The 22,148-nt window shown below is 50.7% G+C and carries 30 protein-coding genes and 1 other RNA gene; 14 read left to right on the forward strand and 17 right to left on the reverse strand.

Features of this window, described 5'->3' with window-relative positions; all coding sequences use genetic code 11:
• The 4 genes from ABOC97_RS22470 to ABOC97_RS22485 form a co-directional block, all read left to right on the forward strand.
• Nucleotides 1–236: hypothetical protein (locus ABOC97_RS22470; protein ID WP_349601917.1), on the forward strand; the 236-nt coding region annotated here is incomplete at its 5' end.
• Nucleotides 190–675 (forward strand): YfiR family protein, encoded by a 486-nt coding sequence (locus ABOC97_RS22475; RefSeq protein WP_349601919.1) that lies wholly within the window; start codon nucleotides 190–192, stop codon nucleotides 673–675. The genes ABOC97_RS22470 and ABOC97_RS22475, both read left to right, overlap by 47 nt.
• The gene (gene dgcN, locus ABOC97_RS22480) at nucleotides 668–1,888 is read left to right on the forward strand and encodes a diguanylate cyclase DgcN (protein ID WP_349601921.1); all 1,221 of its coding nucleotides are present in this window, start codon (nucleotides 668–670) and stop codon (nucleotides 1,886–1,888) included. The genes ABOC97_RS22475 and dgcN overlap by 8 nt, the downstream gene beginning before the upstream one ends.
• Nucleotides 1,889–1,901: 13 nt before the next feature.
• Nucleotides 1,902–2,387, forward strand: a complete 486-nt coding sequence (locus ABOC97_RS22485; RefSeq protein WP_349601922.1) for an OmpA family protein — start codon at nucleotides 1,902–1,904, stop codon at nucleotides 2,385–2,387.
• A gap of 2 nt (nucleotides 2,388–2,389) precedes the next feature.
• Here ABOC97_RS22485 and ABOC97_RS22490 read toward each other — a convergent pair whose 3' ends face one another.
• The 7 genes from ABOC97_RS22490 to ffh all read right to left on the reverse strand — a co-directional run bounded on the left by ABOC97_RS22490 (nucleotide 2,390) and on the right by ffh (nucleotide 7,949).
• Nucleotides 2,390–3,763 carry a PepSY-associated TM helix domain-containing protein gene (locus ABOC97_RS22490; protein WP_349601924.1) on the reverse strand — a complete coding sequence of 458 codons (1,374 nt, stop codon included), beginning with the start codon at nucleotides 3,761–3,763 and terminating at the stop codon, nucleotides 2,390–2,392.
• Between the two features lie 53 nt (nucleotides 3,764–3,816).
• Nucleotides 3,817–4,224, reverse strand: a complete 408-nt coding sequence (locus ABOC97_RS22495; protein ID WP_349601926.1) for a DUF2946 domain-containing protein — start codon at nucleotides 4,222–4,224, stop codon at nucleotides 3,817–3,819.
• A 122-nt stretch (nucleotides 4,225–4,346) separates the two neighbouring features.
• Nucleotides 4,347–4,697, reverse strand: a complete 351-nt coding sequence (gene rplS, locus ABOC97_RS22500) for a 50S ribosomal protein L19 (protein WP_052284532.1) — start codon at nucleotides 4,695–4,697, stop codon at nucleotides 4,347–4,349.
• A 41-nt stretch (nucleotides 4,698–4,738) separates the two neighbouring features.
• A complete protein-coding gene (gene trmD / locus ABOC97_RS22505; protein WP_052284531.1) occupies nucleotides 4,739–5,506 on the reverse strand; it encodes a tRNA (guanosine(37)-N1)-methyltransferase TrmD in 768 nt (255 codons plus the stop codon).
• Nucleotides 5,507–5,536: 30 nt separating this feature from the next.
• On the reverse strand, nucleotides 5,537–6,085 hold the full coding sequence (gene rimM / locus ABOC97_RS22510) for a ribosome maturation factor RimM (RefSeq protein ID WP_234504279.1): 549 nt from the start codon (nucleotides 6,083–6,085) through the stop codon (nucleotides 5,537–5,539).
• Between the two features lie 18 nt (nucleotides 6,086–6,103).
• Nucleotides 6,104–6,352 carry a 30S ribosomal protein S16 gene (rpsP, locus tag ABOC97_RS22515; protein ID WP_234504281.1) on the reverse strand — a complete coding sequence of 83 codons (249 nt, stop codon included), beginning with the start codon at nucleotides 6,350–6,352 and terminating at the stop codon, nucleotides 6,104–6,106.
• 232 nt (nucleotides 6,353–6,584) lie between these two features.
• Nucleotides 6,585–7,949, reverse strand: a complete 1,365-nt coding sequence (gene ffh / locus ABOC97_RS22520) for a signal recognition particle protein (protein WP_234504284.1) — start codon at nucleotides 7,947–7,949, stop codon at nucleotides 6,585–6,587.
• A 226-nt stretch (nucleotides 7,950–8,175) separates the two neighbouring features.
• Here ffh and ABOC97_RS22525 point away from each other — a divergent pair, with 226 nt between their 5' ends.
• Together ABOC97_RS22525 and ABOC97_RS22530 are read left to right on the forward strand one after the other, a co-directional pair.
• Entirely contained in the window at nucleotides 8,176–8,967 is a 792-nt protein-coding gene (locus ABOC97_RS22525; RefSeq protein WP_234504285.1) for a cytochrome C assembly family protein, read from the forward strand.
• A 16-nt stretch (nucleotides 8,968–8,983) separates the two neighbouring features.
• Nucleotides 8,984–10,270: an HlyC/CorC family transporter gene (locus ABOC97_RS22530; RefSeq protein ID WP_349601930.1), complete on the forward strand. Its 1,287-nt coding sequence runs from the start codon at nucleotides 8,984–8,986 to the stop codon at nucleotides 10,268–10,270.
• Nucleotides 10,271–10,312: 42 nt separating this feature from the next.
• On the opposite strand, the gene grpE is transcribed toward ABOC97_RS22530, so the two are convergent.
• Nucleotides 10,313–10,906, reverse strand: a complete 594-nt coding sequence (gene grpE, locus ABOC97_RS22535; RefSeq protein WP_234504287.1) for a nucleotide exchange factor GrpE — start codon at nucleotides 10,904–10,906, stop codon at nucleotides 10,313–10,315.
• A 121-nt stretch (nucleotides 10,907–11,027) separates the two neighbouring features.
• On the opposite strand from grpE, the gene nadK reads away from it, so the two are divergent.
• The 3 genes from nadK (at nucleotide 11,028) to bamE (ending at nucleotide 14,139) form a co-directional block, all read left to right on the forward strand.
• On the forward strand, nucleotides 11,028–11,906 hold the full coding sequence (nadK, locus tag ABOC97_RS22540; protein ID WP_349601932.1) for an NAD(+) kinase: 879 nt from the start codon (nucleotides 11,028–11,030) through the stop codon (nucleotides 11,904–11,906).
• Between the two features lie 85 nt (nucleotides 11,907–11,991).
• The gene (recN, locus tag ABOC97_RS22545; RefSeq protein ID WP_349601935.1) at nucleotides 11,992–13,653 is read left to right on the forward strand and encodes a DNA repair protein RecN; all 1,662 of its coding nucleotides are present in this window, start codon (nucleotides 11,992–11,994) and stop codon (nucleotides 13,651–13,653) included.
• Nucleotides 13,654–13,800: 147 nt separating this feature from the next.
• Nucleotides 13,801–14,139, forward strand: coding sequence for an outer membrane protein assembly factor BamE (gene bamE, locus ABOC97_RS22550; protein ID WP_234504291.1), 339 nt, complete (start codon nucleotides 13,801–13,803; stop codon nucleotides 14,137–14,139).
• 69 nt (nucleotides 14,140–14,208) lie between these two features.
• On the opposite strand, the gene ABOC97_RS22555 is transcribed toward bamE, so the two are convergent.
• On the reverse strand, nucleotides 14,209–14,505 hold the full coding sequence (locus tag ABOC97_RS22555; protein ID WP_349601937.1) for an RnfH family protein: 297 nt from the start codon (nucleotides 14,503–14,505) through the stop codon (nucleotides 14,209–14,211).
• Nucleotides 14,495–14,932 (reverse strand): type II toxin-antitoxin system RatA family toxin, encoded by a 438-nt coding sequence (locus ABOC97_RS22560; RefSeq protein ID WP_349601939.1) that lies wholly within the window; start codon nucleotides 14,930–14,932, stop codon nucleotides 14,495–14,497. Before ABOC97_RS22560 ends, ABOC97_RS22555 begins: the two co-directional genes overlap by 11 nt.
• 151 nt (nucleotides 14,933–15,083) lie before the next feature.
• Between ABOC97_RS22560 and smpB the strand changes: the two genes are divergently transcribed.
• Together smpB and ssrA are read left to right on the forward strand one after the other, a co-directional pair.
• A complete protein-coding gene (smpB, locus tag ABOC97_RS22565; RefSeq protein WP_234504298.1) occupies nucleotides 15,084–15,566 on the forward strand; it encodes an SsrA-binding protein SmpB in 483 nt (160 codons plus the stop codon).
• Between the two features lie 191 nt (nucleotides 15,567–15,757).
• Nucleotides 15,758–16,121: a transfer-messenger RNA gene (gene ssrA, locus ABOC97_RS22570) on the forward strand.
• 163 nt (nucleotides 16,122–16,284) lie between these two features.
• On the opposite strand, the gene ABOC97_RS22575 is transcribed toward ssrA, so the two are convergent.
• Both ABOC97_RS22575 and ABOC97_RS22580 read right to left on the reverse strand, forming a co-directional pair.
• The gene (locus tag ABOC97_RS22575; protein WP_349601942.1) at nucleotides 16,285–16,671 is read right to left on the reverse strand and encodes a HumD family translesion DNA polymerase; all 387 of its coding nucleotides are present in this window, start codon (nucleotides 16,669–16,671) and stop codon (nucleotides 16,285–16,287) included.
• A 1-nt stretch (nucleotide 16,672) separates the two neighbouring features.
• Entirely contained in the window at nucleotides 16,673–16,915 is a 243-nt protein-coding gene (locus ABOC97_RS22580; protein WP_349601944.1) for a DNA polymerase V, read from the reverse strand.
• 77 nt (nucleotides 16,916–16,992) lie between these two features.
• On the opposite strand from ABOC97_RS22580, the gene ABOC97_RS22585 reads away from it, so the two are divergent.
• From ABOC97_RS22585 to ABOC97_RS24085, 3 genes are all read left to right on the forward strand, one after another.
• A complete protein-coding gene (locus tag ABOC97_RS22585; RefSeq protein WP_281549132.1) occupies nucleotides 16,993–17,235 on the forward strand; it encodes a DinI-like family protein in 243 nt (80 codons plus the stop codon).
• Entirely contained in the window at nucleotides 17,235–17,468 is a 234-nt protein-coding gene (locus ABOC97_RS22590; RefSeq protein WP_349601946.1) for a hypothetical protein, read from the forward strand. Before ABOC97_RS22585 ends, ABOC97_RS22590 begins: the two co-directional genes overlap by 1 nt.
• Before the next feature lie 95 nt (nucleotides 17,469–17,563).
• On the forward strand, nucleotides 17,564–17,824 hold the full coding sequence (locus tag ABOC97_RS24085; protein ID WP_459253839.1) for a 4-fold beta flower protein: 261 nt from the start codon (nucleotides 17,564–17,566) through the stop codon (nucleotides 17,822–17,824).
• 319 nt (nucleotides 17,825–18,143) lie between these two features.
• Here ABOC97_RS24085 and ABOC97_RS22595 read toward each other — a convergent pair whose 3' ends face one another.
• From ABOC97_RS22595 to ABOC97_RS22615, 5 genes are all read right to left on the reverse strand, one after another.
• Entirely contained in the window at nucleotides 18,144–18,542 is a 399-nt protein-coding gene (locus ABOC97_RS22595) for a hypothetical protein (RefSeq protein WP_112204447.1), read from the reverse strand.
• A 335-nt stretch (nucleotides 18,543–18,877) separates the two neighbouring features.
• A complete protein-coding gene (locus ABOC97_RS22600; protein ID WP_349601949.1) occupies nucleotides 18,878–19,267 on the reverse strand; it encodes a tail fiber assembly protein in 390 nt (129 codons plus the stop codon).
• On the reverse strand, nucleotides 19,264–21,054 hold the full coding sequence (locus ABOC97_RS24090) for a hypothetical protein (protein ID WP_459253840.1): 1,791 nt from the start codon (nucleotides 21,052–21,054) through the stop codon (nucleotides 19,264–19,266). Before ABOC97_RS24090 ends, ABOC97_RS22600 begins: the two co-directional genes overlap by 4 nt.
• A gap of 49 nt (nucleotides 21,055–21,103) precedes the next feature.
• Nucleotides 21,104–21,733: a hypothetical protein gene (locus tag ABOC97_RS22610; RefSeq protein WP_349601951.1), complete on the reverse strand. Its 630-nt coding sequence runs from the start codon at nucleotides 21,731–21,733 to the stop codon at nucleotides 21,104–21,106.
• Between the two features lie 9 nt (nucleotides 21,734–21,742).
• Nucleotides 21,743–22,012 (reverse strand): hypothetical protein, encoded by a 270-nt coding sequence (locus tag ABOC97_RS22615; RefSeq protein WP_318243308.1) that lies wholly within the window; start codon nucleotides 22,010–22,012, stop codon nucleotides 21,743–21,745.
• Nucleotides 22,013–22,148 lie beyond the last annotated feature (136 nt).

Raw genomic sequence — 22,148 nt, forward strand, 5'->3', positions numbered from 1 at the left:
GTGGAGCAGGAAGGACATCTGATGGAAATGGAAGCCACGCAAGCACCTTAAAATCACCATCATACACTAAATCAGTAAGTTGGCAGCATTACCCAAAATCTCTCCAGGGTAACTATTTCCAGAGCGGTATGGCGGATTCTCGTGAGAAATTCAATCTTGATCTCTTTACTCCGACTGACTCTGGTTTTGATGCTATCTCTGATGCTGGCCCCGGCGACTGCTGCTCGCCTCGCTGAAACTGATAAATCGGTACGTTCGATTGTGTCAGGCATTGTGAGCTACACCCGCTGGCCTTCGATTTCCGGGGCGCCTAAGCTTTGTATTTTTGCCACCTCCCGATATCTGCAGGCACTCAGCACTGTCGATGAGCAAAGTTTGCTGCCTTACATTCCCGTGGTTGTCCATACTCCTCAAGATGCCCTGGCCGCCAGTTGCGATGGTATTTATTTCGGCACTGAATCCCCTGCCAGGCAAGTTGAATTAATCAACCAATATCATCGGGCGTTGCTATTAATCTCTGAACACAACCCGGAATGCATTATTGGCAGCGCATTTTGCTTAATAACCGATGAACAACGGATCAGATTCTCCGTCAATCTGGATGCGCTGTCTCGCAGTGGTGTAAGAGTCAATCCGGATGTATTAATGCTCGCAAGGAATAAGCAGCATGAATAAGGACACCGCTTACACGCCGCGCCCTACGTTTAAAAAAACGTTAAGACGCATCAATATCATAAGCGTCATCGTGACGATGACGCTTATATGGCTTTTGCTGTGTTTTGCTTCGGTGGTGACATTAAAACAATACGCGCAGAAAAATCTCGAATTAACCGGCGCGTCCATGAGTCATACTCTTGAAGCCGCACTAGTTTTCAACGATCCCCAAGCCGCTAATGAAACGCTTGCTACCCTGGGTAAGCAGGGGCAATTTGCCATGGCGAATGTGTTCGACATACATGAAAAGCAGTTTGCATCCTGGGTGTGGAATCCAGAGGACAGTAGCGATACGCTGGGTGCGCTGGTCAGCCATTGGCTGTTCCCGGTCCCCATTTCCCAGCCAATAATGCATAACGGCCAGCCTGTCGGTGAAATTCGCCTGGCTGCGCGCGATACCCTGATCGGCCACTTCATCTGGATGTCATTCGCCGTACTCACCGGCTGCATTCTTTTTGCTTCGGTCATTGCGCTCACCATTACGCGATCCCTGCATCATGGCATGGTCGAAGAGATACAAAACATCACCGATGTGGTTCATGACGCCCGTAAGAATCGCAACTTCTCTCGGCGGGTAAAAGAAGGACGTATCGAAGAATTTCATCGCTTTGGTGAAGATTTCAACAGCCTGCTGGATGAAATGGAAGAGTGGCAGTTGAGGCTGCAGGAGAAGAATGCCCAATTGATGCGTACCGCCATGCATGACTCTCTCACCGGCCTCGCGAACCGTGCAGCCTTCAGCAATAACATTGCGGCGTTAATGAATGACTCTGTGGCAAAAACCCACTCCGCCCTGCTTTTTCTCGATGGTGACAACTTTAAACAGATCAATGATACCTGGGGGCATGCTGCGGGCGATAGCGTACTCATCGAAGTCGCCAGCAGGATGATCGCGTTCGGCGGTATACGTCACCAATCATATCGTCTTGGCGGCGACGAGTTTGCAATGGTGGTATCCGGCGTCCATTCTGAACTTGATGTACAACATATTTGCGCAGCTCTGAAACAGCAATTTAGCCGCCCGTTTGATCTCCACAACGGACACAACACGCCAATGTCACTCAGTATCGGTTTCGCGTTAGCGTGGGAAAACAACTCGCTGGAAACGTTGCTGGAGAGAGCTGACCACAATATGTATCAGGCAAAAAATCAGCGAACTAAAACAATAGGCTAGAAGGGAATACGAAATGTTAAAGCGATACTTTGCACCACTTTTACTGGCATCACTGGTCCTCTCGGGTTGTCAAACGCCACCAAAGGGCAAATTCTCGCCTGAACAGATCGCCGCGATGCAATCTTACGGTTTTAATGAATCAAACGGCGACTGGTCGCTGGGCCTGTCGGCTAAGATCCTGTTTGATAAAAATGAAGCCACCCTGCAACCGGAAAGTGAAACGCAGATCGAGACCATGGCGTCACGTCTGGCGGCAACAGGGTTGAACCACGCGCAGATGGATGGCCACACGGATAACTACGGTGAAGATGGCTATAACGAAGCCCTCTCGCTCAAACGCGCAAATGCCGTTGCCGACGCCTGGGCAAAAGGAGCCCATATTCCGCGCAGTAACCTCACCACACGCGGATTAGGCAAAAAATACCCTGTCGCCAGCAACAGCACCGGCCAGGGACGTGCTGAAAACCGCCGGGTTGCAGTGGTTATCAGCACGCCGTAAGGTCACTTAGCGGATGATTCGGCGAATGACGCGCTGGCTGCAGTACGCCAGCGTAACCAATCGCACAGAATAAACAGCACCAGACTCGCACCCATCACCGGCAACGCCAGCCCGCAAATGACCGCAAGCAGCAGGGTCACAAACCGTGCGGGCAACGACAGTCCTAGCCAACTATGCGTCAGCGTCTGCAGCGGGCTAATTTGCGGTTGCGCCGGACGTTTAATCCACCATAGACGATACCCCATCACAATCGCCATACACAGCGCCACCCCAAACGCGATCAACAGCAGTTGATTCGGCAGGCCAAACAACACGCCCATGTGGAAATCAACGCCCCAACGCGTCAGTTTGGCCATCAGCGGGAAGCTAGCAAACTGGGTATGGTCGATAACATCCATAGAATGAGGATCGATGGCTACCGCGTCGACCTGTGTCGGCCAGCGACGGTCGATCTCCGTTACCGTCCAGGCGCGCTCGTCACTTTTCGGCGGGCGGATCTCCAGATGCGTAGCGGCAATACCCGCATGCTGTGCAAGATTCAGGATCGCATCAATCCGATCGAGTGCGATCGGCGGTTCACTCATGGTCATTCCTTCATGATGACCGTGATGATCGGCGTGAGGATCCATTACCATCGTGCCAGCGCCGTTCAGCTGGGTATTCACCTGTGGCGTTAGCCAGTTAAACGCCGCACGCATTTTATCCACGTTGCCCCCCGCCCACTGCGACCAGGTCAGCCCGGTCGCCGAGAACAGCAACATTCCTGCCAGCAGACACCAGCCGAGCGTAACGTGAACCCGGCGGGTATTTTGCAGACGATTTTTGATGCGCCGTTTTGGCCGGGTAAAGGCCCACAGGACAATACCGCCGAGTGCTGCAATCCACATCCACGAAGCGGCCAACTCACTGTACAACCGGCCGATATCCCCCAGCAGCAGCGAACGGTGAGCATAATCAATCCACTGGCGTAGCGGCAATATCCCGCTGGTGCCATAGACCGTCATATCACCTTTGACTGCCAGCGTAACGGGATCGATAAAGATGGCACGGTTTTCCGATTCGCCAAGCGACGGGTCAGCGAACATCACCCGTGTGGTTTCTCCGGGCTCCAGCGCCGGGCGTACCGCGCTCAACCGCAGTGGCGTCGAGAGCACTCGTTCAGCCACCGTAATCTGTTCAGCTAGAGAATGGCGCTCGCCTTCAACGCTGCCGTGCAGAGCCTGGCTGTAGATCCCATTTTCCAGCTGCGGCGTCGCCACATACAGCGTGCCGGTCAGCGCAGCAACAAAGATAAATGGCCCAACAAACAGGCCGATAAAAAAATGCAGGCGGCGCAACAGGTGCGTCCAGGCCGCCCGCGAGGTGCAGGTTGTCATACTTTTCCTTTATATAGGCGAAAAGAGTCGTAACGCTCAGGCGTTATTTATCGTTAGTTAGCGGAGAAAGCAGACGACAGCGGCGGTGCGCGGGTATCGGGAAATAGCCAGGGAAACTCAGACCAGCGGGCTACTACCTGCGGGAAAGATGGCGTAGAAATGCGCAATAACAACGCGCATAACAGTACGCAGAGTGCCAGTATCAGGCCAGGAACGTGGGTTAACAGTACGCAGTAGCCGCAGGCCTCACCGTGGTCGATGGGCATTGTCTCAGGAACAGAAGAGTGATGGGCGGTCATCGGCATACTCATTTCATGATGCATACCGGGCATCGCGTTCATCGGCGATTGTTGCAATGAAATGGAAACTAGCGGAGCAAAGATAATCAGCGCCATAGCACACAGCGCAAGCCATGCGGCCCGCCGTTTCAGTGCTGCTATGTTGATTGCCGTTTTGCTCACTCACCCCTCCCAATAACCGGGAGTATTGTAAATGATTTATCAGCAAGATGTTAATGCGGGGTGCTTTTGGCGATAAAAAAAGGGCCAGCCTTGCGGCTAGCCCTTTTTCACACGGATGTCGCTTAAGCGCCAAGACGCTCTTTGATACGAGCAGACTTACCGGTGCGCTCACGCAGGTAGTACAGTTTAGCTTTACGTACAGCACCACGACGTTTAACAGCAATGCTGTCAACTACCGGAGAGTGAGTCTGGAAGACACGCTCAACGCCTTCGCCGTTGGAAATTTTACGAACAGTGAATGCAGAGTGCAGACCGCGGCTACGAATAGCGATAACCACGCCCTCAAATGCCTGCAGACGTTTTTTGGAACCTTCAACAACCCATACTTTCACTTCCACGGTATCACCCGGACGGAATGAAGGTACGTCCTGCTTCATCTGTTCTTGTTCAAGTTGCTTAATAATGTTGCTCATAATTTAATCTCTTATCCTGGGTAAACTGATATTTGGGGGTCTTAGACCAGCCCATCATGTTTATGTTGCTGTTGTGCGTGTTCCGTTTTGAACTCCGCCAGCAACCTTGCTTGCTCTTCAGTCAGAGCCAGGTTTTCCAGAAGTTCAGGTCTTCTAAGCCAGGAGCGGCCCAGCGACTGCTTCAAACGCCAGCGACGTATCTCGGCATGGTTCCCCGACAGCAGAACTGGCGGTACTTCCATCCCTTCCAACACTTCAGGTCGAGTATAGTGTGGACAGTCCAGCAACCCATCAGCAAACGAATCTTCGATTGCTGAAGCTTCATGACCCAGTACACCCGGAATAAACCGGGAAACGGAGTCGATCAGCGTCATTGCCGGTAACTCACCACCGCTGAGAACGTAATCGCCGATAGACCATTCTTCGTCAATCTCGGTCTGAATCACGCGCTCATCAATACCTTCGTAGCGACCACACACCAGAATCAATTTTTGATTCGTTGCCAGTTCGCTGACGCCTGCTTGATCAAGCTTGCGTCCCTGAGGTGACAGATAAATCACCTTCGCGCCTTCACCTGCCGCGGCTTTTGCTGCATTGATGGCGTCCCGCAAAGGTTGCACCATCATTAACATCCCCGGTCCGCCGCCGTAAGGACGATCGTCCACGGTACGGTGCCGGTCATGAGCGAAATCACGAGGACTCCAGCTCTGGATGTTCAGCAGGCCATTTTTTACTGCCCGGCCAGTTACCCCGTAATCGGTAATTGCGCGGAACATTTCAGGAAACAGGCTAATTATGCCAATCCACATAGCGCCGTCTTTTACCGTTTATCCGGAGATTTAAAAACCAGGATCCCAATCTACTTCGATAGTACGAGTAGTGAGATCGACTTTCTTGATAACCTGCCCATCGAGGAACGGTACGAGACGTTCCTTGATGCCAAATGCATCTTTCAGGTTTGCCTTAATGACGAGAACGTCATTCGACCCGGTTTCCATCATATCAATGACTTTACCGAGACCGTAGCCTTCAGTGGTTACTACCTGGCAGCCCATAAGGTCTTTCCAATAGTAGCTTCCATCGTCCAGCGCCGGCAGCTGTGATGAATCAACGATAATTTCGCAATTCGTCAGCAGATTCGCGGCATCACGATCGTCAACGCCTTTCAGCTTAATGACGATATCCTGATTGTGGTAGCGCCAGCTTTCCAGCTCAACGGTCTGCCACTGACCCGCCTTCTGGATTAACCAGGGCTGATAGTCAAAAATGCTTTGGGCGTCCTCGGTGGAGGAAAACACTCTGAGCCAACCACGGATACCGTAGGAAGAACCCATTTTGCCCAATACAATCGGATCAACAGGTGCTTTTGCGGCGAGTTGTTTGCTCATCATGACCACCGTGACAGATTAAGCTGCTTTATTAGCGGCTTTGATCAGCGCTGCTACGCGATCGGAAACAGTAGCGCCCAGGCCAACCCAGTGAGCGATACGATCCAGATCCAGGCGAGTGCCTTCTTCTTTTTCGCTTGCGATTGGGTTGAAGAAGCCAACGCGCTCGATGAAGCGACCGTTACGTGCGTTACGGCTGTCAGTAACAACAACCTGGTAGAACGGACGCTTTTTAGCGCCGTGACGTGCTAAACGAATAGTTACCATAACATCCTCTTGTGTGAATAGAACAACCGGGCCCCATCGAGGGAGGGGGCCCGGTGTCATATTAAAAGCCCGAAAATTTTACTCATTTCTGGGGAAATTGCAATCAACATCTGTCTTTTACTGCACGATAACCAGGGCGTTACCGTAATAGACAGCGTGAAGTTGGCGTGTTCGCCATGAGCGGAGCGCACTGGATAGCCAGCGCACCCCGACATCAATGTGGGATAACGGATTAACGACCCGGGAATCCTGGTGGCATCATGCCTTTCATACCACGCATCATTTTCATCATGCCGCCTTTCGACTTCATCTTCTTCATCATGCGCTGCATGTCGTCGAATTGCTTCAGCAGACGGTTCACGTCCTGCACCTGAAGGCCACAGCCTTGGGCGATACGACGTTTACGGGAACCTTTGATGATTTCCGGCTTAGCGCGCTCTTTTAACGTCATGGAGTTGATAATCGCCTCCATACGCACCAGCACTTTATCGTCCATCTGCGATTTGACGTTGTCAGGAATCTGGCCCATGCCCGGCAATTTACCCATCAGGCTGGCCATACCGCCCATATTTTTCATCTGGCGCAGTTGCTCAAGGAAGTCGGTCAGATCGAAACCGTCGCCTTTTTTCAGCTTGGTCGCCAGCTTTTCAGCCTGCGCGCGGTCAACCTTGCTCTCGATATCTTCGATAAGCGACAGCACGTCACCCATGCCGAGAATACGCGAAGCAATACGATCCGGGTGGAATGGCTCCAGCGCTTCGGTTTTCTCGCCGACGCCGAGGAATTTAATCGGCTTACCGGTGATGTGACGAATAGAAAGCGCGGCACCGCCACGGGCGTCACCGTCGACCTTGGTTAACACCACGCCAGTTAACGGCAGCGCTTCGTTGAAGGCTTTCGCCGTATTCGCCGCATCCTGACCGGTCATGGCGTCAACGACAAACAGGGTTTCCACCGGCTTAATCGCCGCGTGAACCTGTTTGATTTCATCCATCATCGCTTCATCTACGTGTAAACGACCGGCGGTATCCACCAGCAGCACGTCGTAGAATTTCAGCTTCGCTTCTTTCAGCGCCGCATTAACGATGTCGATAGGCTTCTGACCGACGTCGGACGGGAAGAAATCCACGCCAACCTGTTCGGCGAGCGTCTCCAGCTGTTTGATCGCCGCAGGGCGATAAACGTCAGCTGAAACCACCAGCACTTTTTTCTTGTGCTTCTCGCGCAGGAATTTACCCAGCTTACCGACGCTAGTTGTTTTACCCGCACCCTGCAGGCCCGCCATCAGCACAACGGCCGGTGGCTGAGCCGCCAGATTCAGGGTCTCGTTCTCTTCGCCCATCGCCGAAACCAGTTCGCTACGAACGATTTTGACGAATTCCTGACCTGGGGTCAGGCTTTTGTTAACTTCATGACCAACCGCTTTTTCTTTTACGCGATTGATAAAATCACGCACTACCGGCAGCGCAACGTCAGCCTCCAGCAGCGCCATGCGCACTTCGCGCAGCGTCTCTTTTACGTTGTCTTCAGTAAGGCGTCCACGGCCACTGATGTTGCGCAGCGTGCGCGACAAACGATCGGTTAAATTATCAAACATTGTCTCTCGCCTGGGGTGGAAACGGTGAGTCGCTAACGCGACAAAAAAACGGAAATTTGCCCGAGTATAACACGACACCGGCCGAGTTGTGATGCTGCGGTTGACGCTGACATCACGTAACGCTATATGCATCATCCTTTAACCAGGCTATGCACCTTGATACAACTCGACGGATTTTGCGTATATACTGCATCTCTTTCTTCTATTTGACGACTGCCGACTCTTTATGCCTGTTTTCGCCCTGCTCGCGCTTGTTGCCTACTCCATCAGCCTGGCGCTGATCATCCCCGGCCTGCTGCAAAAAAACAGCGGCTGGCGGCGTATGGCAATTCTCTCCGCCACCATTGCGCTGGTGTGCCATGCGTTCGCGCTGGAAGCGCGTATTCTGCCCGGCGGCGAAGGTGGGCAGAACCTCAGCCTGTTGAACGTCGGTTCGCTAGTCAGTCTGATGATCTGTACGGTGATGACTATCGTCGCCTCGCGCAATCGCGGTTGGCTGCTGCTGCCCATCGTTTATGCCTTTGCGCTGATAAACCTCGCGTTCGCCACTTTCATGCCCAATGAGTTCATTACTCATCTGGAAGCTACGCCGGGAATGATGGTGCATATCGGGTTGTCCCTGTTCTCTTATGCGACGCTTATCATTGCCGCGCTCTACGCGCTGCAGCTGGCGTGGATTGACTACCAGCTCAAGAATAAGAAGCTGGCGTTTAGCCATGAAATGCCGCCGCTGATGGTTATCGAACGCAAAATGTTTCACATCACCCAGGTTGGGGTCGTACTGCTTACCCTGACGCTGTGTACCGGCCTGTTTTACATGCATAACCTCTTTAGCATGGAAAATATCGATAAGGCCGTCCTTTCCATCATCGCCTGGTTCGTCTATATCGTGTTGTTGTGGGGCCACTATCATGAAGGGTGGCGTGGACGCAGGGTTGTCTGGTTTAACGTTGCCGGTGCCGGCATCCTGACGCTCGCCTACTTCGGTAGTCGCGTCATTCAACAGTTTGTGAGCTAAGTACTAAGGACCTCTCTTGGAACATATTTCAACCACCACGCTGATCGTCACTCTGATCATCATGGTGGTCATTTCCGCCTATTTCTCCGGTTCTGAAACCGGCATGATGACGCTAAACCGCTACCGCCTGCGTCACCTGGCGAAACAGGGCGACCGTCGGGCGCGTCGCGTTGAAAAACTGCTGCAAAAGCCCGACCGTTTAATCAGCCTGGTGCTGATTGGTAACAACCTGGTCAATATCCTGGCGTCAGCGCTTGGCACCATCGTCGGCATGCGTCTTTACGGTGACTTAGGTGTCGCTATCGCCACCGGCGTACTCACCTTCGTGGTACTGGTGTTCGCCGAAGTTCTACCAAAGACTATCGCCGCGCTTTATCCGGAAAAGGTCGCCTATCCGAGCAGTTTCCTGCTCGCGCCATTACAAATTTTGATGATGCCGCTGGTGTGGCTGCTGAATCTCATCACCCGCATTTTGATGCGCATGATGGGCATTAAAACCGATATCACCATCAGCAGCGCGCTGAGCAAAGATGAGCTGCGGACTATCGTTAACGAATCCCGCGCGCAAATCTCCCGTCGTAACCAGGATATGCTGCTGTCGGTGCTGGATCTGGAAAAAATCAGCGTTGATGACATCATGGTGCCGCGCAATGAAATTGTTGGCATTAACATCAACGACGACTGGAAAGCTATCGTTCGCCAGCTGACCCACTCCCCGCATGGGCGCATCGTGCTTTACCGCGACTCATTAGACGACGCCATCAGCATGCTCCGCGTACGCGAAGCCTACCGCCTGATGACGGAGAAAAAGGAGTTCACCAAAGAAGTGATGCTGCGGGCTGCCGATGAAATTTACTTTGTTCCGGAAGGTACACCGCTCAGCACGCAGCTGGTGAAGTTTCAGCGCAACAAAAAGAAAGTGGGCCTGGTCGTTGACGAATACGGCGATATTCAGGGGCTGGTGACGGTAGAAGATATTCTCGAAGAGATTGTTGGCGACTTTACCACCTCGATGTCCCCCTCGCTTGCCGAAGAGGTCAATCCGCAGAACGATGGCTCGGTGATTATTGACGGCGGTGCCAACGTGCGCGAGCTGAATAAAGCCTTCAACTGGCATTTACCGGAAGATGAAGCGCGGACCGTTAACGGTATGATTGTCGAAGCGCTGGAAGAGATCCCGGCAGCAGGTACGCGAGTGCGTATCGCGCATTACGATATCGATATTCTCGACGTGCAGGATAATGTGATTAAGCAGGTTCAGGTTAACCCGATAAGACCGATTCGCGAGAGCGTGGCGGATTAATCAATACCCTCTCCCCGGATGGGGAGAGGGTAAAAGCGAAAGTTAGCCCTTCGCTTTTGCAACGGAAACCATCGCAGCGCGAATGGTACGACCGTTCAGGGTATAGCCTTTTTGCATTACCATCAGCACGTTGCCGGCAGCAATTTCATCAGACTCAACCATCGCAATCGCCTGATGAACGTTCGGATCCATCGGGACATCGATGTCCGCAACAACCTGCACGCCAAACTTAGCCACCACGTCCAGCATCGACTTACGGGTCAGTTCGATACCTTCAACCATCCCCGCCATCGCTTCGCTGTCTTTATTAGCCACTTCCAGCGCGCGGTCCAGGCTATCCAGCACCGGCAGTAGTTCGTTAATGAATTTTTCCAGCGCGAATTTGTGTGCCTTCTCGACGTCGATTTCAGTACGACGACGCAGGTTTTCCATTTCTGCCTTCACGCGCAGGACGCTTTCGCGCTCGCGGGTTTCGGCTTCCGCTAACTGCGACTCAAGGTTCGCAATTTTTTCATCGCGCGGATCCACCTGTTCAGCAGAAGCGTCTGGTGCAACCGCCTCAACTTCTTCGTGCTGTTCCATGATAATTTCTTCCGGGGATTGCCCCTCAGGCGTTTTCTGTTCTTTACTACTCATGAATTTCTCCGCGTTTTTTCACAATCATCTCGCTAACCTGGATTATTATGGGGATAAGATTCCGGGTTTCAAGGGAAGCTCTCACATTGTCATCAATCTTCGGCACAAGGACATTCAGAAAATGAACAATCATTTCAAGTGTATCGGTATTGTAGGACATCCCCGTCACCCGACGGCCCTGACGACACATGAAATGCTCTATCGCTGGCTGTGCACTAAAGGCTACGATGTCATTGTTGAGCGCCAGATAGCCCAGGAATTGAAACTCGATAACGTGAAAACCGGGACGCTGGCGGAAATTGGTCTCAAAGCCGATCTGGCGGTAGTGGTTGGCGGTGATGGCAATATGCTTGGCGCGGCACGCACGCTGGCGCGCTATGACATTAGCGTCATCGGCATTAACCGTGGCAACCTCGGTTTTCTTACTGACCTCGACCCGGATAACGCCCACCAGCAGCTTGCCGACGTGCTGGACGGCAACTACATTGCCGAAAAACGTTTCCTGCTGGAAGCCCAGGTGTGCCAGCAAAATTGCCAGAAACGCATCAGCACCGCGATCAACGAAGTGGTATTACACCCGGGCAAAGTCGCACACATGATTGAATTTGAAGTCTATATCGATGAGACCTTCGCCTTCTCCCAGCGTTCTGACGGGCTGATTATTTCAACCCCAACCGGCTCAACCGCCTACTCGCTCTCAGCCGGCGGCCCTATTCTTACGCCATCGCTGGACGCCATAACCCTGGTACCGATGTTCCCGCATACCCTGTCGGCGCGCCCGCTGGTGATTAACAGCAACAGTACTATCCGCCTGCGCTTCTCGCACCGCCGCAACGATCTTGAGATCAGCTGCGACAGCCAGATAGCGCTGCCGATTCAGGAAGGGGAAGATGTTCTCATTCGGCGGAGCGATTACCACCTGAATCTGATCCACCCGAAAGACTACAGCTATTTCAACACATTAAGCACCAAGCTTGGGTGGTCAAAAAAATTATTCTAAATTAACATCGGCCTCTTTACTGTATAAAAAACCAGTCTATACTGTATGAAATTACAGTTATGGTTTTTCATACAGGAAAGCGGCTATGTTGGCACAACTGACCATCAGCAATTTTGCAATCGTTCGTGAGCTTGAGATCGACTTCAACAGTGGCATGACGGCTATTACCGGGGAAACCGGTGCAGGCAAATCCATTGCAATTGATGCCCTCGGCTTGTGCCTGGGCGGCCGCGCTGAAGCCGATATGGTCCGCGCGGGTGCCAGCCGTGCCGATCTCTGCGCGCGCTTCGCACTGAAAGATACTCCTGCCGCGCTGCGCTGGCTGGAAGAAAACCAGCTTGAAGATGGCCGCGAGTGTCTGCTGCGTCGCGTTATCAGCAGCGATGGCCGTTCTCGCGGCTTTATCAATGGCACCGCCGTACCGCTCTCTCAACTGCGTGAATTGGGCCAGTTGCTCATCCAAATCCACGGCCAGCATGCCCATCAACAGCTGGTTAAACCTGAACATCAAAAAAACCTGCTTGATGCCTACGCCGGTGAATCTGACCTCGCCCGTCAAATGGCGGAGCACTACCGACTCTGGAATCAAAGCTGCCGCGATCTCGCCACGCATCAGCAGCAAAGCCAGGAGCGTATTGCCCGTGCAGAGCTGCTGCAATATCAGCTAAAAGAGCTGATTGAGTTCAACCCGCAGCCGGGCGAGTATGAGCAAATTGATGAAGAGTACAAACGCCTCGCCAACAGCGGGCAACTCATCGCCACCAGCCAGCATGCGTTAGCTATCCTGGCCGACGGTGACGACGTTAATCTGCAAAGCCAGCTTTATACCGCCCGCCAGTTGGCCGGTGAGCTTGCCAGTATGGACGGAAAACTCTCAGGTGTTGTGGATATGCTGGAAGAAGCTGCCATTCAACTGAGCGAAGCCAGCGATGAACTGCGCCACTACTGCGACCGTCTCGACCTCGACCCGAATCGTCTGTTTGAACTGGAACAACGCCTGTCGAAACAGATTTCACTGGCGCGTAAGCATCAAATATCACCGGAAGCGCTGCCTGAATATTACCAATCGCTACTCGACGAACAGCAGCTGCTTGACGATCAAAGCGACTCTCTGGAGACGCTGAAGCTGTCGGTAACACGCAATCATCAACTGGCGCTGGAAACGGCCAACAAGCTACACGCGCAGCGTCAGGCTAGCGCCACTGAGCTTGCGCAGCTGATTACCGACAGCATGCATATGCTGTCGATGCCGCACGGCGTGTTTGATATTGACGTCCGCTTCGAAGAACAGCATCTGACGGCAGAAGGCGCAGACCGCATTGAATTTCGCGTCACCACCAACCCGGGGCAGCCGTTACAGGCAATCGCCAAAGTCGCCTCAGGCGGGGAACTGTCGCGTATCGCGCTAGCAATTCAGGTCATTACCGCGCGTAAAATGGAAACCCCGGCGCTTATTTTTGATGAAGTTGACGTTGGTATCAGCGGCCCAACGGCTGCAGTCGTCGGCAAATTGCTGCGCCAGCTAGGCGAATCCACCCAGGTTATGTGCGTCACTCACCTGCCTCAGGTCGCAGGCTGTGGACACCATCACTTCTATGTCAGTAAAGAAACCGACGGCGCCATGACCGAAACCCACATGCAACCATTGGATAAACGCGCCCGTTTGCAGGAGCTGGCTCGCCTTCTTGGCGGCAGCGAAGTCACCCGCAACACCCTCGCAAATGCGAAAGAGTTGCTGGCCGCATAAACTTTTTTGGTTTCCGGGAGTCAGAGTTCACAATAAAAACGCCGTTAGACCCGATCGCAAAGGTTCCCAACGAACCTCAGGTCTATTATCATCGGCATATACATATGAGCCGCGTACTGCTCGGGCCCGAAAAGGAATCAAATCACTATGCGCTGTAAAACGCTGACTGCTGCCGCAGCGGTTCTTCTGATGATGACTGCAGGCTGTTCCACTCTGGAGCGAGTGGTTTACCGTCCTGATATTAGTCAGGGGAACTATCTGGTACCTAACGATATTGCCAAAATCCGTACTGGCATGACGCAACAACAGGTTGCCTACACCTTAGGTACACCGATGATGACCGACCCGTTCGGCACCAACACCTGGTTCTACGTTTTCCGTCAGCAGCCAGGGCATGAGACAGTCACTCAGCAGACGCTGACGCTGACCTTCAACAGCAGCGGCGTGTTGACCAATATCGACAACAAACCGGCCCTGACGAAGTAAATCTACGGCTAATAGAAAAAAGCGCTCAATGAGCGCTTTTTTATTGGTCTGTAGCAGAGCAAAAAGAGGCTATCCCTTATTATGCCCTGATTTCTCGGCACGCTGACGACGCAACTCTTTCGGATCGGCAATCAGCGGGCGGTAAATTTCAACGCGATCGCCATCATTCACCACGTCCTGCAATTTTGCCGGGCGGCTATAAATCCCAACCTTATTTTTGCTAAGGTCGATATCATCGCGCAGCGTCAACAATCCGCTTGCCTGAATCGCCTGCTCCACCGTCGCCCCTTCGTCGAGGGTGACGCGCTGTAGGTACTGTTTTTGCGGCAGCGCATACACGACTTCAACGGCAATCTTACCCGGCACTGTACACCTCTCTGGCACGCGTCGTGAACGCCTGCACCATGTTCAGCGCCAGTTCTTTAAAGATGCGACCAAACGCCAGTTCAATGAGCTTATTGGTAAACTCGAAGTCGAGCTGAAACTCAATCTTGCAGGCATCCTGGCTTAACGGCGTAAACTTCCAGCCGCCGATCAGCTTCTTGAACGGCCCATCGACCAGATGCATCAGGATGCTCTGGTTGCTTGTTAACGTATTGCGCGTGGTAAAGGTCTTACTGATGCCAGCCTTAGAGACATCCACCGCCGCCGTCATTTGCGTCGGGCCCGACTCCAGAACGCGGCTGCCTGTACAACCGGGGATAAAATCCGGGTAGGCATTCACATCATTCACCAGTTGATACATTTGCTCTGCGCTGTAGGGAACCAGTGCAGTACGGCTAATCTGAGGCATAGCAATTTCCATGTTCGAACACGACGTAAATAGTATCATTTATCTACTGTTAAAAAAAACGGACACTGTCTATATCATGCTAAGATAAGCCATTACGCCTCGCGGGAGCTTGAGGCTATGTTTATCAGATTAGCGATAAGTTCAGGATAATATGACAAAGAAAAAAGCACACAAACCTGGATCAGCCACCATTGCGCTGAACAAACGCGCCCGCCACGAATACTTTATTGAAGAAGAGTTTGAAGCGGGTCTGGCCCTCCAGGGCTGGGAAGTGAAATCCCTGCGTGCAGGCAAAGCCAACATCGGTGACAGCTACGTTATCTTAAAAGACGGCGAAGCCTATCTATTTGGTGCTAACTTCACGCCAATGGCCGTTGCCTCAACTCACTACGTATGCGATCCAACGCGCACGCGCAAACTGCTGTTGAACCAACGTGAGCTCGACAACCTGTATGGCCGCATCAATCGCGAAGGCTATACCGTGGTCGCCCTTTCCCTGTACTGGAAGAACGCCTGGTGTAAGGTCAAAATCGGTGTGGCAAAAGGTAAGAAACAACACGACAAACGTACCGACGTCAAAGACCGTGAATGGCAGGTTGATAAAGCCCGTATCATGAAACATGCCGGACGCTAATTCGTTCAACGCTTGCCTGTTCCCACAGGCAAGCGGCTATTTCTGCAAACTCCCCCACCTTTTCATCTATCTTAACCCTCTGTATTTCGTTTATTTTTTGTACTCCAGCCGGTTTAATTAGCCCATTATTTCTATTCGCACAGGGCTAGCGTCGCAAGATGCAAAAGTGTTATACTCACCGCATCACTATTGGGGCTGATTCTGGATTCGACGGGATTCGCGAAACCCAAGGTGCATGCCGAGGGGCGGTTGGCCTCGTAAAAAGCCGCAAAAAAATAGTCGCAAACGACGAAAACTACGCTTTAGCAGCTTAATAACCTGCTAAGAGCCCTCTCTCCCTAGCTTCCGCTCTTAAGACGGGGATCAAAGAGAGGTCAAACCCAAAAGAGATCGCGTGGAAACCTTGCCTGGGGTTGAAGCGTTAAAACTAATCAGGCTAGTTTGGTAGTGGCGTGTCTGTCCGCAGGTGCCAGGCGAATGTAAAGACTGACTAAGCATGTAGTGCCAAGGATGTAGGAATTTCGGACGCGGGTTCAACTCCCGCCAGCTCCACCAATCTTGATTGGACAGTGCTAGGACAGCACTAGCAATAACAGGAAGTTAGCAGTCTCGGCAGGACACCGACCAGACGGTGAGGGGACTAAAAAGGATACGCAAAGGAGCCGCGGCTCCCGAGTGACATGAAAGCCCGCTTATGCGGGCTTTTTTGTTTCTGTGCTCATATGACCGGGCAATCATCAAACTCCATCGTTCGCATATCGTTTACCGCGTGTGTCACGACGCCAAAAATCCAATCGTTTTCATCTGCCCATAGCGGATCTATTTTATCTTTCCGGCCGTCACCGCTTAAATGCTCAAAATGTGGGGACGGGTAAAGCCGGTAGCGTCGAAGTTTGAACTCCCCGCCGAGGCTACAAACCACCACAGAACCATCACAAGGGTTTACTGAGCTATCAATGATAAGCAATGCACCTTGTGCGATCCCCGCGCGTATGTACGTTGTTGCGGCCCTCATGAAGTATGTTGCACTTGGGTGCGCGATAAATTGCTGGTCGAGGGAAATCCGGTTTTCCGCGTAATCCTGGGCTGGGGAAACAAAACCCATCTCAATACCCCCCGCTGTTCGGGTTGTAGAGCATGAATGTACGCGCTTCCCCCTCCTGATCTGAAATGTCTTTGAATGTAGTGATGTAACACTCGATCCAGTTGTTGGCCTCTTTTAGTGACCAATGCCAATTTACCGCCGCAAGTTTTTCGACGAAATCGACAGTTGTCACTGTTCTTCGCCCGTTGGCCTCCCTTCTAACTGCCTCCCTGAATGCACCTTCTATTTCGTATCTACGAGGCATTTTTATCCCCAATCAAATTGCTGTACATGCATACAGTATATATACTGTAATTACATCCAGTAAAGAGGAGCTAAAGCATGTTTGTGGAACTCGTTTATGACAAAAGGAATTTTGATGGTTTGCCAGGTGCGAAGGACATTATTCTGGGGGAGTTAAGCAAGAGAGTACACCGCATCTTCCCTGATGCTGATGTGAGGGTTAAGCCGATGATGACGTTGCCGGCGATTAACACGGACGCCAGCAAGCATGAAAAGGAGCAGATTAGCCGCGCTGTCCAGGAGATGTTTGAAGAGGCTGAGTTCTGGCTGGTAGCTGAATAATGGATAACATGATCATCTCGGGGATCCGCATTTACTTTCCCAAGACGGAGGAACGACTCCCCGTGCCAGAGAAAGGAATGCGCAGCTTTGCCATAACCGGAGCTGACGGGGAACACTTTCGGCTTCTTGCTTTCGTAGACTCGAGGTGGGTTATGATGGGGTTGCCTGAATTCAACAGCATCGGCAAAGCTATCATGGGCGCGGTGCGGCAGGGTAAATCAATTTGGCATTAATGCCATGATTACGTGATGAAGCAGTATATATTACTCATTTATATTTTTGTAAAGTAAGTAGGTTAATATTAACTGAGAAAGCGTGGAGTAACTAAATGACAAATTATATCTATAATTCACAAGGAAATGCCGTAGGTTTTATACGTGGTAATTTTATACATAGCATGAACGGTAGTGCCGTTGGTCAACTTCGCGGAACACATGTGCATAAGCTTTCTGGCCAATACGTTGGTGAACTTCATGAAAATATGATTCTAAACAAATACTTGGGAAATCTAGGAAACATAGGGAATCCGGGTAATAGAGGGTCGCGTAATTACGGGTTCCCTGATGTATCAATTAATCTGTTTGGATAATACGGTGAGAACAACTGAGAACTTCCGCTGTTCGTACATAACAGATGTTTAGATTTGATTGCCATTTGTCTACGGAAACAGCCAGACAGAGTCTTAGCTCATACAGTTAATTGGCAGGCGCGGCACTCAAAGTGCTATAAACCGCGCCTTCCACGACACTGGTTTTCAAGACCGGAGAGAATGCACAGTAAATCAATAAGTTAGCTTTTATAAGTGGTATATATTGGGTACTTAATACCTATTTTCTTCAATAACTTAGCCACTTTCCCCCAGATAATATACCAACAATTAGGCGCTCACCTTCCAGTAGCATCTAGATCTATAGTCGAGCGCTTTTGCTGCTCACTATTTGTTCCGTGATACCTTTGGATGCAATTTTCAATGCCTGGTTGAACGCAATAACGGTTACAGGCTTACCCTGAAATTTGACCCTGTTAGAATGACTCTGAAAAATATAGATATCATCGGGATATTTTTCTTTGCGCCTCTGTATGAGTTCGCAGATCAGAGGAGGAGCCTCTAACTGAACACTTTTAAATCTCGCCCCCTTTTCGAGATTCAGATATTTTCCGTCAAAGTTTCTATGCTTGAGATTGATAACCTGGCCAACACTAAGTGGCACGAGGTAAAGAAAAACCCATAAATCTGACCATGTATCACTGATATCTTTTAGCTTATGAGATATTAGCGCGATTTCTTTGGTGGTGAATTGGCTCATTTTTCAGACTGTTACTTTTTCATTCTAAATTCGCAATGACATATAACATATAACATATAACATATAACATATAACATATAACATATAACATATAACATATAACATATAACATATAACATATATTACATCAATGAGTTACATTTCACCCCTATGTCAAATGGCGGGTCGCTTTCAGATTTACGTTCCGCCAGTGCCTCAAGTATTACTTTTCTACTATACCGATTTAGCGTATTGGCGTTTATCAACTCGCGGTAGAGGTGACCTGGTTTCCCTCAGTGCGAAAGCATGGGGAAAGCCATTATGATGGCGGTTCGGCAGAGTAAAGCGCTGTGGCGTTAATTTTCCGGACGCGGTGGCCACTCAATATCCGGCGCAGCGTCCAGTTCCAGCGCATCCAGCGCTTTCACATACAACCGCCAGGCGATTAGCTTTTGCTTATCTTCGTCGCTAATCAGTCCCAAATTCAAATCCAGAACCCAGCCAGACATAGTGTCGTCCGCCTCAGCTTTCAGTTGACTACGGCTGGCTTCAGCGTCGTAAACATCATCGACATGACTACGAACATAAGCCGGGTCCGTCACCCATTCATCAGTGACACGATTATGTGTCATCGCGCCGCCGGTGAAATCATCCGGAACTATGGCTGGGTAGTTCAGGCCGTCAAATGCTGACGGGGTGGTGCTCCAGCTTCTATTATCTTCCTGGTTTACGTAGATTATTTTCATGATGTGATCTTCCGTACATGGACGCGGACAGGCAGATTGTTGGCTACTGCAAAATCAGTAATCTGATGAGCACTCCCAGTCTGCGTACTTGTGTTTCCCAGTGAGTTGCCCCCGCACTGGACAACAATTCCCTCACCCTCGACATAAGATGCCTTAACCCCGTACCCACCAGATGAATAAATCCAGCCGGTTTCGGCCCATCTTGGCTGTGGCAGTGTGCTCAGGTCAGTTCTTCTCGTCTCTGCAACTACCTCCACCGGCTGATTAACACCAAATGGATTAGGCATCACTTTGCGTTGTGACAAGGACATAGTGCCAAAATCAAGCATGGCATAGCCAACGCGCGAATCGAGATCGGCTTTGGTTAATAAAGGGGTAACTGAGAAAGTCCGAGAACCGATAGCGCCGCGACATACAACTGAAAATATTCTACGGCTAGAATTGTTGCTGTCGTATGTGGTAAGTTCCAGAATGTTCCACGCCGAAGACCCCGTTTGTGTATTGCTAGACGCAACAACAACAATGGCCACATTACCTGATACAGATGAAAGCTCAGATGGTGCTCCTGCCCAGGAACCTGCCGATACGTTGTAATGCGCTGAGGTTTCGAACGCGAAAGTTTGCCAGTCAAATGCGGCCAGGGCTCCAATCTGACCACCTATCCCTAGATTAGAGTTAAATCCAAGCTTGTCCCTCGCACGTGCGCGTCCGGTTAAATCGTCCGTGTAAGTAAGATCGAACATAACCTGGAACGTTCTTGCACCTGTCGCCCCATACACGGACACTTCTATAATTGGACGGTCTGGTGCATTGTGGATTGGTGTCAATCGCCACACTTGTCGTCTGTTGGTGTTATTTGCACCACTCACAACGACACACTCCAGTGCAACTATCGAAGATGTTGGGGTTCCCACTGGCGCCCCTATCCAGTTTGCCGCGTTAAGATTGAGGGTAGCCCCTTGCTCAATTTCGGCGTTTTGCCAATCGAAGTTTGATATAGAGCTAGAGGACCCGCCAATACCAATGGTTGATAACGCGGTATTGGCTAATGGGATAACGTCGGCAGATGTCCAAATCTGACGCACGGTAAACGCACGCTGCCCTGGCTGATTATTATTTGTTACCCTGATTTCGTAATGATAATAATTTGCCGCAGTTGTTGTAGAAATCCACACTTCAACATGCCGGTTATTTCCCTCGTATCCTGTTACGTTAATCAGCACCCCATAACTACCGGAAGGAATAGTAAGCACCGGTGGCGTGTTTGTTATGTTCAGAGACGAAACGTTAAATTTTGCACCAGGCACAAAGTCAAATGTCTGCCAGTCCAGTGCGGTTAACGAGATGCCAGTCCCACCGATGCCTAATGCAGACAAGTTACCAGCCTGGGATGCAACAGAAAGCCATGACGGCCCCGTATACTTTGAGCCATCGGGTAATTCAACAGTGATATTACCCGGAGCCGAGAAAACAGACTGCCAGTTCTGTTTATCGAGGTTTAATCCACGCAATGCTTCAGTGGCCTGCGTTACCATCCCTGCCGTCACCCGATTCATGGTATTAAATGGCACGGCTGACCAGGCCAGTTTTGTTTGCGTCGGTCCCTGATATGGCGCGGCCAGAATCAGAGCTGTATTGCTGGTCACTGTCTTAACGGGGAGTGAATAGGTAACTCCCCCGACAACAGAAACCACAAAATCACCGGCAGTCAGGTCGGTCGTAAATGCAGTACCAGAACCTGTTACTGCATCTGAGTTATTCGTCAGGGTTAAAGTGCCTGCTGACATGTTCCCTCCTTAATGTAAAACCCGCTGAAAAGCCCTGGATAAAACTGGCTTATGGGTATTTCGAAATGTCTATGCACAGAAATGATTCTTTGTATTTCCAGACCTGTTTCTGGCCTTCAACCTGCACGCCTGATGTGCGAACGCCATAAATACGAGTACCAAAAGCCCCAGCACTTATAACCCCCCACAGAAATATATTCCGAGGTGCATCTATAACAGCTATATATGTCGAACACACTCCCGGCGTTACAGCAACCTGAACACCAGTTTCGACACTAAAATTCCCTGATTGTGAGACGCCGTAAGGATTGTTAACCATAAACATCTGTAGTGGCAGCATATCCGTATTCCAGACCATTTCCCCTACGGAATTATATACAGCCACACCCCACCCACTTGTATTCAGGACCATATTTGAGAAAAGATACAGAACACCACCTGAATTAGTTTGTGCAATGGTAATCACCCAGAATGCACCAGAATTACTGGTCGTGACACGCGTTGCTGATGCAGCGGTGGTGTTTCGCAAAAATATCATCAAATTTTTATTCGATGGGATTGTTGTAGTAAATGTTCCGGCACTACTGAAATTAACCTTACCTATGTAATTAAGTGGCGTCACATCAGGACTTATCCATAGAGACCCATCATCCCTGAAGATTTTAAGACCAAACGACATAAACCTCTCCTACTGATAGTAAACAATGATGGGGCACTCGGATGATGCATTTGAAAAAGTTAATGTATTACCTGAAACAGATACTGCTGATGGCGTAGTACCAACACCATTTATACTTGTAATGTAATTTAATGGTGATGCGTTCAAGGTTTTCCCTGTAACACCAGCATAGGTTCGTGTACCACTTCCCGAAATAATGTAATCAACAATAAATGAAGGTACAAATCTATCCACAAGATTAATACCGTTGGAATCGAACAACTGCACTCCGTAGGCCATAATCATCCCCCTTGCATTGATAGTCCGTTAAATGTTCGGTCGATTTCCAGCCCGGAAAGAATCGCACAGACAGGTTATTAATGGGTTTAATCCAATATGTTCCATTCTTATCAATGCGAATCTTTTTGATAGCCAC

The sequence above is a fragment of the Kluyvera huaxiensis genome (assembly GCF_040149365.1).
In the GTDB taxonomy this organism is placed as follows: domain Bacteria; phylum Pseudomonadota; class Gammaproteobacteria; order Enterobacterales; family Enterobacteriaceae; genus Kluyvera; species Kluyvera intermedia_A.

Excerpts from the sequence above, each read along its gene's own strand:
- ABOC97_RS22475 (WP_349601919.1), top strand. The coding sequence starts at position 190 with ATGCTATCTCTGATGCTGGCCCCGGCGACTGCTGCTCGCCTCGCTGAA.
- dgcN (WP_349601921.1), top strand. The coding sequence starts at position 668 with ATGAATAAGGACACCGCTTACACGCCGCGCCCTACGTTTAAAAAAACG.
- ABOC97_RS22485 (WP_349601922.1), top strand. The coding sequence starts at position 1,902 with ATGTTAAAGCGATACTTTGCACCACTTTTACTGGCATCACTGGTCCTC.
- ABOC97_RS22490 (WP_349601924.1), bottom strand. The coding sequence starts at position 3,763 with ATGACAACCTGCACCTCGCGGGCGGCCTGGACGCACCTGTTGCGCCGC.
- rplS (WP_052284532.1), bottom strand. The coding sequence starts at position 4,697 with ATGAGCAACATTATTAAGCAACTTGAACAAGAACAGATGAAGCAGGAC.
- trmD (WP_052284531.1), bottom strand. The coding sequence starts at position 5,506 with ATGTGGATTGGCATAATTAGCCTGTTTCCTGAAATGTTCCGCGCAATT.
- rimM (WP_234504279.1), bottom strand. The coding sequence starts at position 6,085 with ATGAGCAAACAACTCGCCGCAAAAGCACCTGTTGATCCGATTGTATTG.
- rpsP (WP_234504281.1), bottom strand. The coding sequence starts at position 6,352 with ATGGTAACTATTCGTTTAGCACGTCACGGCGCTAAAAAGCGTCCGTTC.
- ffh (WP_234504284.1), bottom strand. The coding sequence starts at position 7,949 with ATGTTTGATAATTTAACCGATCGTTTGTCGCGCACGCTGCGCAACATC.
- ABOC97_RS22525 (WP_234504285.1), top strand. The coding sequence starts at position 8,176 with ATGCCTGTTTTCGCCCTGCTCGCGCTTGTTGCCTACTCCATCAGCCTG.
- grpE (WP_234504287.1), bottom strand. The coding sequence starts at position 10,906 with ATGAGTAGTAAAGAACAGAAAACGCCTGAGGGGCAATCCCCGGAAGAA.
- nadK (WP_349601932.1), top strand. The coding sequence starts at position 11,028 with ATGAACAATCATTTCAAGTGTATCGGTATTGTAGGACATCCCCGTCAC.
- recN (WP_349601935.1), top strand. The coding sequence starts at position 11,992 with ATGTTGGCACAACTGACCATCAGCAATTTTGCAATCGTTCGTGAGCTT.
- bamE (WP_234504291.1), top strand. The coding sequence starts at position 13,801 with ATGCGCTGTAAAACGCTGACTGCTGCCGCAGCGGTTCTTCTGATGATG.
- ABOC97_RS22560 (WP_349601939.1), bottom strand. The coding sequence starts at position 14,932 with ATGCCTCAGATTAGCCGTACTGCACTGGTTCCCTACAGCGCAGAGCAA.
- smpB (WP_234504298.1), top strand. The coding sequence starts at position 15,084 with ATGACAAAGAAAAAAGCACACAAACCTGGATCAGCCACCATTGCGCTG.
- ABOC97_RS22575 (WP_349601942.1), bottom strand. The coding sequence starts at position 16,671 with ATGGGTTTTGTTTCCCCAGCCCAGGATTACGCGGAAAACCGGATTTCC.
- ABOC97_RS22580 (WP_349601944.1), bottom strand. The coding sequence starts at position 16,915 with ATGCCTCGTAGATACGAAATAGAAGGTGCATTCAGGGAGGCAGTTAGA.
- ABOC97_RS22585 (WP_281549132.1), top strand. The coding sequence starts at position 16,993 with ATGTTTGTGGAACTCGTTTATGACAAAAGGAATTTTGATGGTTTGCCA.
- ABOC97_RS22590 (WP_349601946.1), top strand. The coding sequence starts at position 17,235 with ATGGATAACATGATCATCTCGGGGATCCGCATTTACTTTCCCAAGACG.
- ABOC97_RS24085 (WP_459253839.1), top strand. The coding sequence starts at position 17,564 with ATGACAAATTATATCTATAATTCACAAGGAAATGCCGTAGGTTTTATA.
- ABOC97_RS22595 (WP_112204447.1), bottom strand. The coding sequence starts at position 18,542 with ATGAGCCAATTCACCACCAAAGAAATCGCGCTAATATCTCATAAGCTA.
- ABOC97_RS22600 (WP_349601949.1), bottom strand. The coding sequence starts at position 19,267 with ATGAAAATAATCTACGTAAACCAGGAAGATAATAGAAGCTGGAGCACC.
- ABOC97_RS24090 (WP_459253840.1), bottom strand. The coding sequence starts at position 21,054 with ATGTCAGCAGGCACTTTAACCCTGACGAATAACTCAGATGCAGTAACA.
- ABOC97_RS22610 (WP_349601951.1), bottom strand. The coding sequence starts at position 21,733 with ATGTCGTTTGGTCTTAAAATCTTCAGGGATGATGGGTCTCTATGGATA.
- ABOC97_RS22615 (WP_318243308.1), bottom strand. The coding sequence starts at position 22,012 with ATGGCCTACGGAGTGCAGTTGTTCGATTCCAACGGTATTAATCTTGTG.